Here is a 13,327-nt window from a genome sequence, read left to right as displayed (position 1 = left end):
CCCCTGGGGGCAGCACGATGTGATGGATGGATCGTGGTGCCGCCTGGCGTTGCGGGGGCGGAGCGGGGTGCCTGGCGATTTACGCCTGGGTGTCCTGCTGGCGGTAGCCGCTCGCGATGAGCGTGCGGAGCCGGTCGAGTGACTCCTCCTCGGTGCCGGTGCCCTTGATCCACGCAACGGAACAGGCCGCGAGGAACAGGTCGTGCCCCCGCACCGACGCGCGCACGCGCCCCGCGAGCTGGGCGGCTCGCACGTACTGATCGGTGGCGGAGATGAGGATGTCGCAGGGGATCGTGAGGGGGTTGTCCGGCTCCTGCGCCCGGGCCGCGGCCATGAGCGGGTCCGGCAGCCCGCTGAAGGCGCTGAAGTACTCCTCCATCGCCCGCAGCCACTGCTCCAGCGCCTCGGCCGGGTCACCGAGTTGCTCGATGTCCGCCTGGCGGGCCACGAGTTCCTCGGAGCGCGTCTGCAGCACGGCCGCCAGCAGTGCCTCCCGGGTGGGGAAGTGCCGGTACAGGGTGCCGGGCCCGACGCCCGCCTCCTTGGCCACCGCCTCGAGGGAGGTGCCGACCCCGTGCTGCAGGAAGTGACGCTGCGCGGTCTCCAGGAGGGCAGCGCGGTTGCGCTGGACGTCCGCACGGGGCTTGCGTCCCCGCTGTTCGTCGGCGCTCATGCGCCCTCCTGCCTGCCGCGATCCTCCGGCCGGATCAAAACGGATGCTGCCTCCGTACTTGGTCGAGAGTAAAACGGAGGCAGCGTCCGGTCAAACCGGCGGCCTGAGCGCGGAGCCCGGACATCGCAGGGGGTCGACACATTTAGCCGTAGAGCACAGGGCAAAAGCCGTACGGGCTGCACCATTCCAGGGTGCCCTTGTCCGGCCCCTCCAGCGCCGAGCCCGGCCCGGCCCCGTCCCAGGACGTCAGGGAGTGAGCTGTTGGTGTCCGATGACGGCGAGCAGTTCGAGTTTGCTGTGGCTCTCCGTGCCGGGGCGGGTGGTCAGCACCACCAAGGTCTGGGCGCGGTTCTCGGTGAACAGGAGCTGGGCGTCGACGTCGATGCGGCCGAGTTCGGGATGGAGGAGGGTCTTGCAGTCGTCGTAGCTTTGTGCGACTTCCTGCAGTTCCCACATGCGGACGAACTCGGGGCTGTGTTCCTGGAGTTCGGCGAGGATCCGGGCGGCTCGCGGGGTGTCGCTGCCGGCTGTCAGCGCGGCCCGCAGGCGCGCTGCATGGGCGCGGCCGTGGTGTTCGTGGACCTCCTCGGGATACACCAGGCGTTCGGCCGGGTCCATGAACCAGCGGTAATAACCACTGCGGGCCAGACCGGTGTGGCGGGTCTGGTCGCCGAGCAGCGCGACGGCCAACGGGTTCATCGCGAGGGTGTCGAGCAGGTCGGTCTGCACCAGGGCCGGAGAGTCGTCCAGGCGGTCCAGGACCCGCAGCAGGGTCGGGCGGACGTGTTCGGAGCGGTGGAAGCGGGCCGGGGCGTTGTGGCCGATGAGGACGAAGAGGTGGTCGCGTTCGTCCGGGGTCAGCCGCAGCGCCCGGGCGAGAGCGGTGGTGATCTGAACGGAGGGCTGCGGGGCGCGCTGCTGTTCCAGGCGGGCGTAGTAGTCGGTGGACATGCCGGCGAGCTGAGCGACCTCCTCGCGGCGCAGCCCCTGGGTGCGCCTGCGCGCCCCTTCGACCAGCCCGACGTCGCGGGGCCGCAGCGCCTCACGGCGATGGCGTAGGAATTCCGCCAGTTCCTTCTTGTCCATGCCGTCCATCCTCGCCGCATCCCGCCCGGCTATCCAGAGACTGCCGATCCATGGCTGAGCCCGCACCTCCCCTCCCACCCGCGCGAAGCCGCTCGTACGGCCGACGCGAGGGCGCGCGCAGCGAGACGACCCGATGATCACCTGCCCCTGCGTGACCCGCTGGGAAATTCGCCGCCTGTCGGCGGTACGCCGCAGGCCGTCGGTATGGAACGGCCTGCGGCGACGGGCTCCGTCGAGGACGCCTGACGCTTTGGACGGGCCCCGGGCCTCGTCGCCCGGCCTGGCCGATACGACGAGGTTTGTCGTGTGACGGCGCTCGCGTGCTGTTGTTTCCCGTCGGAAATAACAGGTCGGTCAGCTGCCGGCGATCATGGCGAGGACGTCGTCGTAGGAGCCGGTGGCCTGCGCGTCGCGGATGAACCTGGCGCGCTCGACGACAATCTCCTTCGCGTCGGGCTTCTCGCGCAGCAGGTCGAGGGTCTCGCTGAGGAAGTCGTCCAACGGCATGGAGTGTTCGCTGTCCTGCTGGCCGAGCAGGGTCGTTCGCACGCCCGGCGGGACTATCTCGATCACCTGGACGCCGACGTCAGCACCGGCCAGTTGGATGCGCAGGCTCTCGGAGAAGGAGTGCAGCGCGGCCTTGGTCGCGCTGTAGGTCGGGGTGCTCTGATACGGGACGAACGCCAGCGCCGAGGTGACGTTCATGACGACGGCGTCGTCCTTGCCCACCAGCAGCGGCAGGAAGGCGTACGTCATCCGGATCGTGCCGAGCAGGTTGACGGTGACGTGGTCCTCGGCGACCGGGAGTTCGGCCGGGTCGAGGAGGTTCTCCCGCAGCATGATGCCGGCGTTGTTGACGAGGACGTTCAGCTCGGGGTGGCTCGCCGCCACGGTCTCGCGGGCCCGGGCGATCGAGTCGGGGTCCGCGACATCGAGGGTGAGCGCGTCGATGCCGGGGTGCTCGGCCGTGATCTCGTCGAGGAGTTCCTTGCGCCGACCGGCGACGATCACCTTGTTGCCGGCCTCGTGCAGACGCAGGGCCAGACCGAGGCCGATGCCCGAGGTTCCGCCGGTGATCAGGATCGTGTTGCCGGTCATCTTCATGGGGGTCTTGCTCCTTCGGTACGGCGGGCCGGTGAGCGCCCGCAGCCTCGACCGTAGGGGCGCCCGCGAAGGGGCGGGAGAGGACGGCTTATCCATGGATCGGCGCTCCATGGCTGAGCCGCAGACGACGCTCCTGCCGGTCAGCGCTTCCAGAGCGGGCGTAGCGAGCCACCGATAGGAGAACCCGGTGGCCAGGATCACAACCTGTGCGGTAACGGCGGATCCGTCGTTGCACCGCAGCACCCGCGCGGACCCGGCCGGCTCCAGCGTCCGCTGGCCTCCGCGGCAGCACTGCTCCCGCGTGCACAACCAGCGCCTTCCCATCGGCCGCCACCGACAGCCCATGGCCCCACCCGGCACGCCTGACCACCGGAAAGGTTTCCTGACCCCCGCACCGGATACGATCGCATCCTTGCAGATCAGCGGCACCTTTCTGCCGTCAGGACGTCAGCTCACCCATCCCGCTGAACAGCCGGGGTCGGCCCAGGGAGCGGGCAACCACGGACAGTCCTGCGGTCTTCCCTCCAGGTCGATGCCGGTGGTGGCCCGGACGACGGTCGGCACCGCGCCCCGGTTGTGACCTCGCTGGACGGCATACGGGCATGAGCACCGTTTGGTCGCCGAGGAGAAGGCGGTCGCAGAGCTGCTGGAGAGCAACGCGGGCGGCTGGGCCGCCTGCCCTGTACCCCGACTCGGCGAGACGCAGAGGAGACGAGCGCGTCCGTCGACTGTGCAGCACCCAACCACGGGTCGCTCCGTCGGTCCGTACGCAAGGGTCCATGTGCGACTCAGTTGCTTGGTGGCCGTTCGGCGGTCAGCGGCTCGGCTCGTAGGTGAGTTGCTTGACATGCCGCAGAGTCAGGGCGGTTTCCACGGACTGCACGCCGTCGAGGCCGCCGATCTTCTCGCTGAGGTATGTGTAGAGCTCGCTGGTGCTCGAGGTGGCGACGGTGGCGACGAGGTTGGCCTGGCCAGTGGTGGCGCCGGCGAAGCGGACCTCGTGGTGTTCGGCCAGTTTCCGTCCGGCGGTGTCGAGTGCGGAGGGGGCGACGGTGAGCCAGAGCATCGCGCTGATGCCGTGTCCGAGGGACTCGCGGTCATGCTGCACTTTGAAGTAGAGGATGCCCGTGGAGCGCAGACGCTCCAGGCGCCGCTTGACAGCGGACTCCGACTGGCCGGTGCTGGTCTGCAGTTCACTGAAGGTAACGCGGCCGTCGCGCCGTAGCACGGCGAGCAGCGCCTCGTCCGCTCCTTCGAGAGCGATGGGGGCGGCTACCGGTTCGCTGTACGGGAGACGCAGTGCCGCCTCCTGGTCGGGTTCGAGCGCCTGAGTCTTGTCGAGCCAGCCGAGGGGACCGCCGAAGAAGGTGTGCAGCAGGCAGTGGGCGCTGACCGAAATGACCTGAGGCGTGCGTTGCAGGCGGTCGAAGAGCAGCTCGTCGCGGGCCTGTCGGCTGCGGGCTCTCATGGCACACAGCACTTCGGTGCCGCCGGAGATGAGATCGACGTGCGAGGTGTCGGGGCGCCGGGCCAGCGCGGTGGCGAGTTGTTCGGCCACGTCGGGAGTGCAGCGCAGCCGGACGACCCAGCTCTGGCGGCCCAGCAGGCTCTCGTCGGTCATGCCGACGATCCTGAGTCCGGCGGTTGTGCGCAGTTTGCGGAAGCGGCGGGCGACGGTCTGGTCGGACACTCCGAGGATCTCGGCGATACGGCTGAACGGCGCCCGCCCGTCCACCTGGAGCGCGTGCAGCAGTTTCAGATCAAGCGCGTCGGGTGAAGGGGACTGCATCGATGGCTCCTGTTTCGAGCGGGTTTTGTTCACGTCAGGTCGTACGACAGCGCTGTGTGGCCTGGGACCGGAAGGGTCCGGTCCCAGGCCACTGAGCGGCGCCGTGCCCGTCCCCACGGTCGGCGCCGGCACCGGCGCGGTGACTGTCCGCTCCTGAGCCCGTGCCGGTACGCCTGGTGTTACCTCGGTGGAGGGGCCGGCGCTCACCGAGGGGCGGTTGCCTGCGGCCCGGCTGCCGTCCGAATGTCGGCGGTGGGCTGGTCGGGTGTGCCAGGCCCTTGGGCGGAGGCAGCGGGGCCTGCGGCCGATGGGGCCGACTGCCGCGGCCGACGCAGCAGGACGAATCCCACCGCGGCCGCCAGCAGGGTCAGGACGGCCGCGGCGATCAGACAGAGCTGAAGACTGTCGATGAACGCCTGCGACAGGGCGCCGAGGACATGCGGGGTGTCCGCGCCCAGGCGAAGCCTGCCGACCGCACTCAGTCCGCCGGCGTCCGCGGTCTCGGTGACGCGCCGGACCGTCGCCCCGTCCAGCCCCGCGGCGGTGAGATGTCCGGGCAGAGCGTCCACGGCCCGAGAGGACAACAGCGTGCCCAGGACAGCGGGGCCCAGGGCGGCGCCGAGCTGACGGAATGCGTTGTTGGCGGCAGCGGCCATACCGGCCTGGTGGAACGGCACCGAACTGACGGCGGTGGCGGTCATCGGGGTGAGGACGAAAGACACGCCCAGACCGAGCAGGGCCAGCCGCCAGGCCAGTGAACCGAACGAGGTGTTGGCGCCGATCGTGGTCAGCGACAGCAGCGAGACCGCGGCGAGCAGGAGGCCGCCGGTAATCAGCACCCGAGGAGACACCCGGTGCACCAGGCGCCCCATGGGGACACCGAGGACCAGCGGCACTATGCACACCATCAGCAGGCGCCAGGCCGATTCGAGGGTGCTGAGCTGCTGGACCACGCCGAAGTAGAGGCTGAGGGCGAAGAAGAACCCGATGAGCCCGAGAAAGCTGATCATGGCGATCAGCGCGGTGGCGGTGAAGGAGGGGCTGCGGAACAGTGTCAGGTCCAGCATCGGGCTGGAGCTGTGCCGCTCCACCAGCACGAAAGCGACCGATGCGACAACGGCAGTGAACAGGGCAAGCATCACCTTGGTGTCGGTGAAGGAGTTGGCGCCGCCCTCGATGATCCCGTAGACCAGAGCGGTGATGGCCAGCGCGGAGGTGAGCTGGCCGGGCCAGTCCAGTCGGCGCGTGCCCGGGGCACGGGAGTCGGTGAGCAGCTTCGTCGAGACGACCAGCGCGAGCAGCGAGGCGGGGACGGGCAGCAGGTAGAGCCAGCGCCACGTGAAGTGGTCGAGGATCACGCCCGCGATGACGGGGCCGAATGCGAGGGCGGCTATCAGGGAGGTCGCCCACACGCCGATGAACTTCCCGCGCTCGCGCGGGTCGGGGACGGCGTGGCTGATCAGGGCCAGGGTCGTGGGCAGCAACGCGGCCGCGCCCAGACCGGCGAAGGCCTGCCCGGCCCAGACGACCTCGATCGACTGGGCGCACAGTGCGATCAGGGCACCCAGACCGCTGAAGGCCAGGCCCGCCTGGAAGACCTTCTTGCGGCCGTGCACGTCACCGAAGACGCCCGCGGTGAGGATGAGCGCGGCCATGGGCAGCACGAACGCGACGCTCACCCAGGACAGCTGAGCGGTCGACGTGTTCAGCGCCCGCTGAATGGCGGGCAGGCTCGCCGATACGGTGGTCACCGGCAGATAGGCGACGAACACGCCGACGCAGGCCATGACGAGTGTGGGCACCCGCCGCTCCCGCGGCGCGTTCCCCGTGGTCGTGACGTTCACGAAAGACTCTCTCCCTAAAGCGCCGGGCGCTGTGACCGGCCGGCTTCCGCCGCAACGTTCCGCCCCGCCGGGGAGCCGAGGCCAGCCACGACCGCCGGATCCCGGAAATTCGACATCCGAGCCTTCGGTCCGGAGGAAGTCCGACACGGCAGAGAACAACGGCCGGCAGCTCCCGGCGTGCCCGAAGATCTGGCAGAGCCGCGGGTGCCGCCGTTCCGGCCGCGCTGCGATGCGGGCCCGGGGACGGCGCAGGCGCCGTCCCCGGCGAGGGCGAAGGTCGTCATGATCAGTCCTTGTGTGGGAGAGGGCGGTTGCGACCCGGAGGGCTTGCCCGGTCACGGCGTCAGTTGCGGGCGTCGAGGGCACGACGCTCGTCGACTGCCTGGTCACCAGGCCGGTGGATCGGGCCCGTGCCGAGAGTCAGGGGCAGACCCGTGCCCTGGTTGGTGTGGGCGATGATCTCCGCGGTGATGGAGATCGCCGTCTCCTCGGGCGTGCGCGCACCGAGGTCGAGACCGATCGGGGAGCGCAGCCGAGCCAATCGGTCCTGCGCGACGCCCGCCTCGCGCAGGAGACGCAGGCGTTCGTCGTGAGTCCGGCGGGATCCCATCGCGCCCACGTAACCGACGGGCAGATCGAGTGCCTGCCGCAGCAGGGGGATGTCGAACTTGGAGTCGTGGGTGAGGACGCAGACGGCGGTTCGGCCGTCCACCTCGGTGCGTTCCATATAGCGGTGCGGCCAGTCGACCACGACCTCGTCCGCGTGCGGGAAGCGTGCCGCAGTCGCGAAGACGGGGCGGGCGTCGCACACGGTGACCCGGTAGCCGAGGAAGCGGCCGGCCTGGCTGAGCGCGGTGGCGAAGTCGACCGCGCCGAAGATCAGCATGCGGGGGCGGGTCGCGGCCACGTGGACGAGGACGGAGAGCCGTTCGGGACAGGTGTCCGCGTCCCCGCCGAGCGAGACGACCGCGGTGCGGCCCACCCGCAGCTGGGCTGTGGCCCGGTCCGCCACCGCCATGCCTGTCGGACCCGCGGCCAGCGACCCGTCGGCGATCCAGCTGTCACCGAGAACGCCCAGGGTGGCGCCGATCAGTCCGTCGGGCCCGTCGACGACCTGTGCCACGGCGGCGGGTCGGCCCCCGGCAACCTCCGCGAGGGCCGCGCCGAGAAGCGGCCGGGTCACGGGGTCGATGCGCTGGACGAGGACGTCGAGTTGGCCGCCGCAGGTCAGGCCCACGGCGAAGGCGTCGTCGTCGGAGTAACCGAACCAGGCGCGCTGCGGGGCACCCAGGTCACAGAGCACCTGTCGGCACAGTTCGTAGACGGCGCCCTCGACGCAGCCGCCGGAGATGCTGCCGACCGCGTTGCCGTCCTCGTCCACGGCGACCGACGTACCGACGGGCAGGGGCGCGCTTCCGGTGACGTCGACGACGGTGGCCAGGGCGAAGGGGCGTGCCTCGCGGCACCAGTGGTGCAGTGTGTCCGCGATGTTCAGCATGGGGCGTCCTCCGGGTTCCCCGCAGGGGTGGGTAGGGCGGTTGCCGCCGCGCGCGGACGCTGAGCGCGTACGCGGGGGCGACCCTGGTAGGTCCGACGGCCGGACCCTGGCGAGGTGACGGCCTACATCACGTGCTCGATCCGGATGGGCAGCTGGTTCTGTCGCTGTCCGGTGGCGTGGAAGACCGCGTTCGCGACAGCGGCTGCCGCGCCGATCATCGTGACTTCGCCGAGGCCCTTCACCCCGATGTCGTTGAGGAGCAGGTCGGGCTCGTCGATGAAGTCGAAGTCGATCTCCTGGATGTCGGCGTTGACCGCGACGGGATACTCCTCCAGCGTTGTGTTGAGGAATCCGCCGAAGCGCCCGTCGACCTCGCTCGACTCGCGGAGCGCCTGGCTGATGCCCCAGGTCACGCCCCCGCGGACCTGACTGGCCGCGGTGACCGGGCTGGCGACCCGTCCGCAGTCGGCCACGCAGAGCGCCCTGGGCACACTGATGCGCCGTGTCGTGGCCTCGATGCGGACCTCGACGAAGTGAGCGGCCCAGCTGAAGGCCGTGAAGTCCGGGAAGACCGGACCCGCGGCGGAGAACAGGCCGGCCCGTGAACGGTCGAGCATCTCGGGGGGCTGGCCCGGTCCCACGGAGGTCACCTCCACCTCCGGCGACCCGCCTCCGGTGGCTCGGACCGCGGCTGCCACATCCACTGTCCCGGTGTCGCCCGTGCCGAGCTGCCCCCGCAGCTCGCGCAGTGCCTTGTGCACCGCGGGCAACGCGGTCGCGGTGCCCCACGCACCGGCGGTGAGATGCTGCGGTGCCAAGCGCGTGTCACCGACCCGTACGACGACGTCCCGCACGGGAACACCGAGGTCCTCCGCGACCAGGAGAGCGATGGCCGAGCGGATGCCCTGCCCCATCTCGTGGCCGTCGACGCTGACGGTCACCCGGCCATCGGCCGCCGCGGACATACGGGCCACGGCGGGAGCCACCATGACCGGGTGGGCGCCGACAGCGACGCCCAGGCCCACGAACGATCCGTCAGCGGCACGCATCGACCCCGGACGCGGATCGCGTTTGCCCCATCCGAACCGCTCCGCACCCCGCGTCAGACACTGGGCCAGGTGGCGGGAGGAGAAGGGCAGCCCGGTGACCGGGTCCGTGGCGGTGTCGTTGGCCAACCGCAGCTCGACGGGGTCCTGGCCGGTGGCGTACGCCAGTGCGTCCATGGCCGACTCGAACGCAAAGCTGGCCGGGCCCTCCATCGGAGCCCTCATGAATCCCGGCGTCTGGACATCGGTTTGAACCAGGCGCTGACGTCCCCCGAAGTTGGGTACGGCGTACAGCCTCGACGTCATCTCCGTGAACATGGCGGGGTACAGGTCGTGGCGGGACGTCTGGTGCTCCGCGTCGTGGAGGGCGGCCAGGAGCCGTCCCGACGGGTCGGCGCCGAGCCGGATGCGATGACGACTGACCGGCCGGAAGCTGCCGGCGTGGAACGTCTGCGGGCGCGGAACGACCAGCTTGACCGGACGCATCAGCCTGCGTGCGGCGAGCGCCAGTGGCCCGATGTGTGGCTGCAGCGCGTTGCGGGATCCGAAGCCGCCCCCGATGTAGGGCGAGATGACTTCGACGTCGGCCGGATCGAGGTTCAGCTGCGTGGCGACTCCGTGGCGCAGTGCGCCGGCGTTCTGGGTGCCCTCGTGCACCACGAGCCTGTCGCCCTGCCATTCCACGACTGAGCTGATCAGTTCCATCGGGACCTGGTGCTGAGCCGGGTGCAGGTAGGTCTCGTCGATCTGCACCGGGCTCGCCGCGTACGCGCTCTCGGCGTCGCCCACCTTGACGTCGGGAAACCAGGGCAGGGCTTCTTCCTGGACGACGGAGGTGGCGCCTTCGTCGTCGAGTCCGACGGCGAACGGCTCGGCCTCGTAGCGTGCCCGGACGAGTTCCGCCGCTTCGGTGGCGGCGACCAGGGTGTCGGCGACGACCAACGCGATCGGCTGTCCCCGGTAGGCGACGACATCGCTGAGCAGCGGCTGCAGGCTCTGGAAGGCGAAGCCTCCACCCATCAGAAACCCGGGGCCGCGCAGTTCGTCCTCGTTGAACCGGGTCAGGACCAGACGGCCTCCGGGGACCGCCTCGGCCGCGGCCGTGTCGATGGCCACGGTGCGGCCCCTGCCGAACGTGGCCACGGCGAACATGGCATACGCCAGGTCGGCCGGGACGCGGTCGGCGCCGTAGCGTGCGCTGCCGGTGACCTTTTCGTGGGCGTCGACGCGGCGCAGGTCTGGGGTCTTCATCGGGCGGCTCGCTTCCCGGCGGTGAGCAGTGCGTCAGTGACGGTGCGGATGCCCAGCTCCACTCGGAACGCGCCGGTGCGCGGAGGGCGGGCCTCGGCGAAGGCGACTTCCCCCGCGCGGCGGGCGGTTTCCCTGGTGAGTTGCTCGCCGATCAGTGAGCGTTCCGCTGTCGTCGCCCGCCAGGGGCGCGTGGCGACCCCTCCCAGACCGATCCGGCAGTCCGTGACCAGACCTTGGGCGTCCAGCGTCACGGCGGTGGCGGCCGAGGTGAGGGCGAAGGCGTAGGACTCCCGGTCACGGATCTTGTGATAGGTGGAGCCGCGACCGGCGGGTGTCGCGGGAACGCGGATCCGCAGGATCAACTCATCGGGAGCCAGGGTGTGTTCGAGCAGGGGGTTGTCTCCCGGTTCGACGTGCAGTTCGCCGAGCGGCAGCGTCCGCTCGCCTGCTGGGCCGACCACGTCGAGTTCGGCGTCGAACGCGATCAGGGCTACGGCCCAGTCGCCCGGGTAGGTGGCGATGCAGGTGTCGCTGGTACCCAGCAGCGCGTGGGTGCGGTCGAGTCCCTCGAGAGCCGCACAGCCGCTGCCGGGATTCCTCTTGTTGCAGGGGAACTCCGCTCCGCCGCGGAAGTAGCCGCATCGCGTGCGTTGCAGCAGGTTCCCGCCTACCGTCGCCATGTTGCGCAGCTGCTGGGACGCCGCCCGCCACAGGGATTCCGACAGCGCCGGATAGTCACGGCGTACGACCGGATGGTCGGCGACCTCGGCCATTCTCGCCCCCGCACCGAACGACAGTCCGTCCTCACCCGTACTGATCTCGGTCAGCTCGGCGAGACGGTGAATGTCGATGACGGCCGGAGGCGCCTCGATGCCGAGCTTCATCAGGTCGTACAAGGTCGTGCCACCGGCCAGGATCTTGGTGCCCGGCTCGGCGGCGGCCAGGGCGTCGACGGCCCCGGCGACACTGTCGGGCACCACATAGGCGAATGAGCGCACCGTCTACACCTCGCTCTGCTCGCTCTGCTCGGCCTGCTCGGGCTGCTCGCTCTGCTCGGGCTGCTCGCTCTGCTCGGCCTGCTCGGCCTGCTCGGCCTGCTCGGCCTGCTCGGCCTGCTCGGCCTGCTCGGCCACACGGCGGATTGCGGCGGTGATGCCGACATACGCGCCGCACCGGCACAGGTTGCCGCTCATGTACTCACGGATGTCGCCGTCGGTCCCGGTGTGCCCTTCGGCCAGGCAGGCCAGGCCGGACATCACCTGCCCAGGTGTGCAGTAGCCGCACTGCAGGGCGTCGCAGTCGACGAACGCCTGCTGCAACGGGTGCAGTGTGCCGTCGGGGGCCGCGACGCCTTCGATGGTCGTCACATCCTGTCCCGCGACCTGGACCGCCGGAGTCAGACAGGACACGACGCGACGGCCGTCGATGTGCACCGTGCAGGCGCCGCACTGCCCCTGATCGCACCCCTTCTTGGTTCCGGTCAGCACGAGACGCTCGCGCAGCACGTCGAGCAAAGACTCACGAGGATCCAGAGCGAGGCACACCTCCTCGCCGTTGACGGTGAAGGCCGTCTCGACAAGGCCGGTCGGCGGCCTCGTGGTCGTCGATGTCTTCTCCATAGGGGGCTCGCTCCTTCGTTGCGGCGGGCGGGTGAGCGCCTGCGGCCTCGACCGTAGAAGCGCCCGCGCAGGAGCGGGAGAGGAAGGTTTATCCATGGATCGGCGGTCTCTGCCTGGCGGAGAGGTCCCACCCAGCGGATCCGGTATCGCTTCGGCGTCGCGGCATCCGAGGCCGGCCCTGGACGCGCCCACGCCGGCTTCCCCTTCTGAATCAGGGAACTGAACGGTTCAGCCGCTCTGGGGCCGAAGCCCGTCGGACAACCCGCGCAGACGCACATCCGCCAGGCCGTTCCTGGTCGGCGTCGGTGAAGAGCCCTCCACGGTCGACCGCCGCATGTCAGCGCCGAAGGCGAAGCCCTTGGTGACGCCTTCGGCGGCACCACTGACGACAGCTGATACGCGCTCGACTGCCCGGCGACCCTGGCGTCCCCGCAGGCCCGGCACTCGGTGCGGCTTGTTGACGATCACATGGTCCCACCACCCATGTGCGCCCTCACGTGGTGAAAGCCGGGCCGTCCGCGACGTGACAGCGCAAACGTGCCAGCGATGCTTTTGGATATGAGGGTGGTGTCTGGTCAGAGACGATCCGCGAGGTGCGCCCCTTGCCTGGGCTTTAGCTCGGCGCCTAGACCGGGTCCTTGGGCGAGCGCACCGCTGTGGAAGGAGGCTCGAATGTGCCCTGCTCCGAGCTGAGCCCGTCCAACAGGAGGTCACCGAGCTCGGAGAAGGCGTCGCCGGCGGTCAGGCCGGTCCTCTCCAGGAGGATTCCCGACTGGACCGCGTCGATGGTGACCGCTACGACCTGGGCGGCGAAGTGCCCGTTGAGCGCGCGGAAAACGCCGGACTGCACGCCCTCCTCGATCAGTTCGTGGACCCGGTGCGCCGCGGCGGCGGAGTTCTTGCGGTAGATCTGCGCGGTCGGTTCGTAACCGACCATGTCGTCGTAGAAGGCGTGGGAATGCCGGCGCATGGCCGTGCCGACGCCGGTGAGGTAGACGCGGATGCGCTGCCTGGGGTCGGGCTCGGCCTGGACGGCCTGTTCGATCTCGGCTGTCGCATCCCGGAAGAAGGCGCGGGTGACCGCCAGGACCAACTGTTCCTTCGTGGAGGCGAGGCTGTACAGCGTCGCCTTCGAGCACTCCAGTCGCTGGGCGAGCTCATCCATGGTCACCGCGGTGAAGCCTTCGGTGAGGATGATCGCCTCGGCCAGGCGCAGCAGTTCGTCCCGCCGCCGAGTGTCGACGACCCGCCTGCGCGCCGTTCGGCGCGGGCGTCGGTCACGCGAGTCAGTTTGGGCCGTCACCGCAGCAGTCTCCCATGAGCATCTCCGCCTCGAGCAGCGGATGACCGTCCGGGCAGGAAGACTGATCTTAGCAGACGGGTACTAGCGTACCATCTAACGTACCCTCGTCGAGCC

General features: G+C 70.0%; 10 protein-coding genes. All 10 read right to left on the bottom strand.

Annotated features, from left to right (window positions below):
* Positions 1–79 precede the first annotated feature (79 nt).
* Complete coding sequence (locus SGFS_RS04790; RefSeq protein ID WP_286247855.1) at positions 80–673, bottom strand: TetR/AcrR family transcriptional regulator; 594 nt, start codon at positions 671–673, stop codon at positions 80–82.
* 246 nt (positions 674–919) lie between these two features.
* Positions 920–1,759 carry a helix-turn-helix transcriptional regulator gene (locus SGFS_RS04785; RefSeq protein ID WP_286247853.1) on the bottom strand — a complete coding sequence of 280 codons (840 nt, stop codon included), beginning with the start codon at positions 1,757–1,759 and terminating at the stop codon, positions 920–922.
* A gap of 354 nt (positions 1,760–2,113) precedes the next feature.
* Entirely contained in the window at positions 2,114–2,863 is a 750-nt protein-coding gene (locus SGFS_RS04780) for an SDR family oxidoreductase (protein WP_286247850.1), read from the bottom strand.
* 814 nt (positions 2,864–3,677) lie between these two features.
* A complete protein-coding gene (locus tag SGFS_RS04775; protein WP_286247849.1) occupies positions 3,678–4,652 on the bottom strand; it encodes an Lrp/AsnC family transcriptional regulator in 975 nt (324 codons plus the stop codon).
* Between the two features lie 203 nt (positions 4,653–4,855).
* Complete coding sequence (locus SGFS_RS04770) at positions 4,856–6,439, bottom strand: MFS transporter (RefSeq protein ID WP_286259798.1); 1,584 nt, start codon at positions 6,437–6,439, stop codon at positions 4,856–4,858.
* A gap of 400 nt (positions 6,440–6,839) precedes the next feature.
* Complete coding sequence (locus tag SGFS_RS04765; protein WP_286247848.1) at positions 6,840–7,994, bottom strand: XdhC family protein; 1,155 nt, start codon at positions 7,992–7,994, stop codon at positions 6,840–6,842.
* Positions 7,995–8,116: 122 nt separating this feature from the next.
* A complete protein-coding gene (locus SGFS_RS04760; protein WP_286247847.1) occupies positions 8,117–10,291 on the bottom strand; it encodes a xanthine dehydrogenase family protein molybdopterin-binding subunit in 2,175 nt (724 codons plus the stop codon).
* A complete protein-coding gene (locus SGFS_RS04755) occupies positions 10,288–11,289 on the bottom strand; it encodes an FAD binding domain-containing protein (RefSeq protein ID WP_286247846.1) in 1,002 nt (333 codons plus the stop codon). The genes SGFS_RS04760 and SGFS_RS04755 overlap by 4 nt, the downstream gene beginning before the upstream one ends.
* A gap of 3 nt (positions 11,290–11,292) precedes the next feature.
* Positions 11,293–11,910 carry a (2Fe-2S)-binding protein gene (locus SGFS_RS04750; RefSeq protein ID WP_286247845.1) on the bottom strand — a complete coding sequence of 206 codons (618 nt, stop codon included), beginning with the start codon at positions 11,908–11,910 and terminating at the stop codon, positions 11,293–11,295.
* Positions 11,911–12,535: 625 nt separating this feature from the next.
* Positions 12,536–13,213 carry a TetR/AcrR family transcriptional regulator gene (locus tag SGFS_RS04745; protein ID WP_286247844.1) on the bottom strand — a complete coding sequence of 226 codons (678 nt, stop codon included), beginning with the start codon at positions 13,211–13,213 and terminating at the stop codon, positions 12,536–12,538.
* Between the last annotated feature and the right edge of the window lie 114 nt (positions 13,214–13,327).

The sequence above is a fragment of the Streptomyces graminofaciens genome (assembly GCF_030294945.1).
Classification (GTDB): domain Bacteria; phylum Actinomycetota; class Actinomycetes; order Streptomycetales; family Streptomycetaceae; genus Streptomyces; species Streptomyces graminofaciens.
Note: the sequence above shows the minus strand (reverse complement) of the source record. Positions and strands in the feature narration are given on the sequence as shown.

What these genes read in the sequence shown, in the direction of transcription:
- SGFS_RS04780 (WP_286247850.1), bottom strand. Translation starts at nt 2,863, where the DNA reads ATGAAGATGACCGGCAACACGATCCTGATCACCGGCGGAACCTCGGGC.
- SGFS_RS04750 (WP_286247845.1), bottom strand. Translation starts at nt 11,910, where the DNA reads ATGGAGAAGACATCGACGACCACGAGGCCGCCGACCGGCCTTGTCGAG.
- SGFS_RS04790 (WP_286247855.1), bottom strand. Translation starts at nt 673, where the DNA reads ATGAGCGCCGACGAACAGCGGGGACGCAAGCCCCGTGCGGACGTCCAG.
- SGFS_RS04760 (WP_286247847.1), bottom strand. Translation starts at nt 10,291, where the DNA reads ATGAAGACCCCAGACCTGCGCCGCGTCGACGCCCACGAAAAGGTCACC.
- SGFS_RS04775 (WP_286247849.1), bottom strand. Translation starts at nt 4,652, where the DNA reads ATGCAGTCCCCTTCACCCGACGCGCTTGATCTGAAACTGCTGCACGCG.
- SGFS_RS04770 (WP_286259798.1), bottom strand. Translation starts at nt 6,439, where the DNA reads ATGGCCTGCGTCGGCGTGTTCGTCGCCTATCTGCCGGTGACCACCGTA.
- SGFS_RS04765 (WP_286247848.1), bottom strand. Translation starts at nt 7,994, where the DNA reads ATGCTGAACATCGCGGACACACTGCACCACTGGTGCCGCGAGGCACGC.
- SGFS_RS04785 (WP_286247853.1), bottom strand. Translation starts at nt 1,759, where the DNA reads ATGGACAAGAAGGAACTGGCGGAATTCCTACGCCATCGCCGTGAGGCG.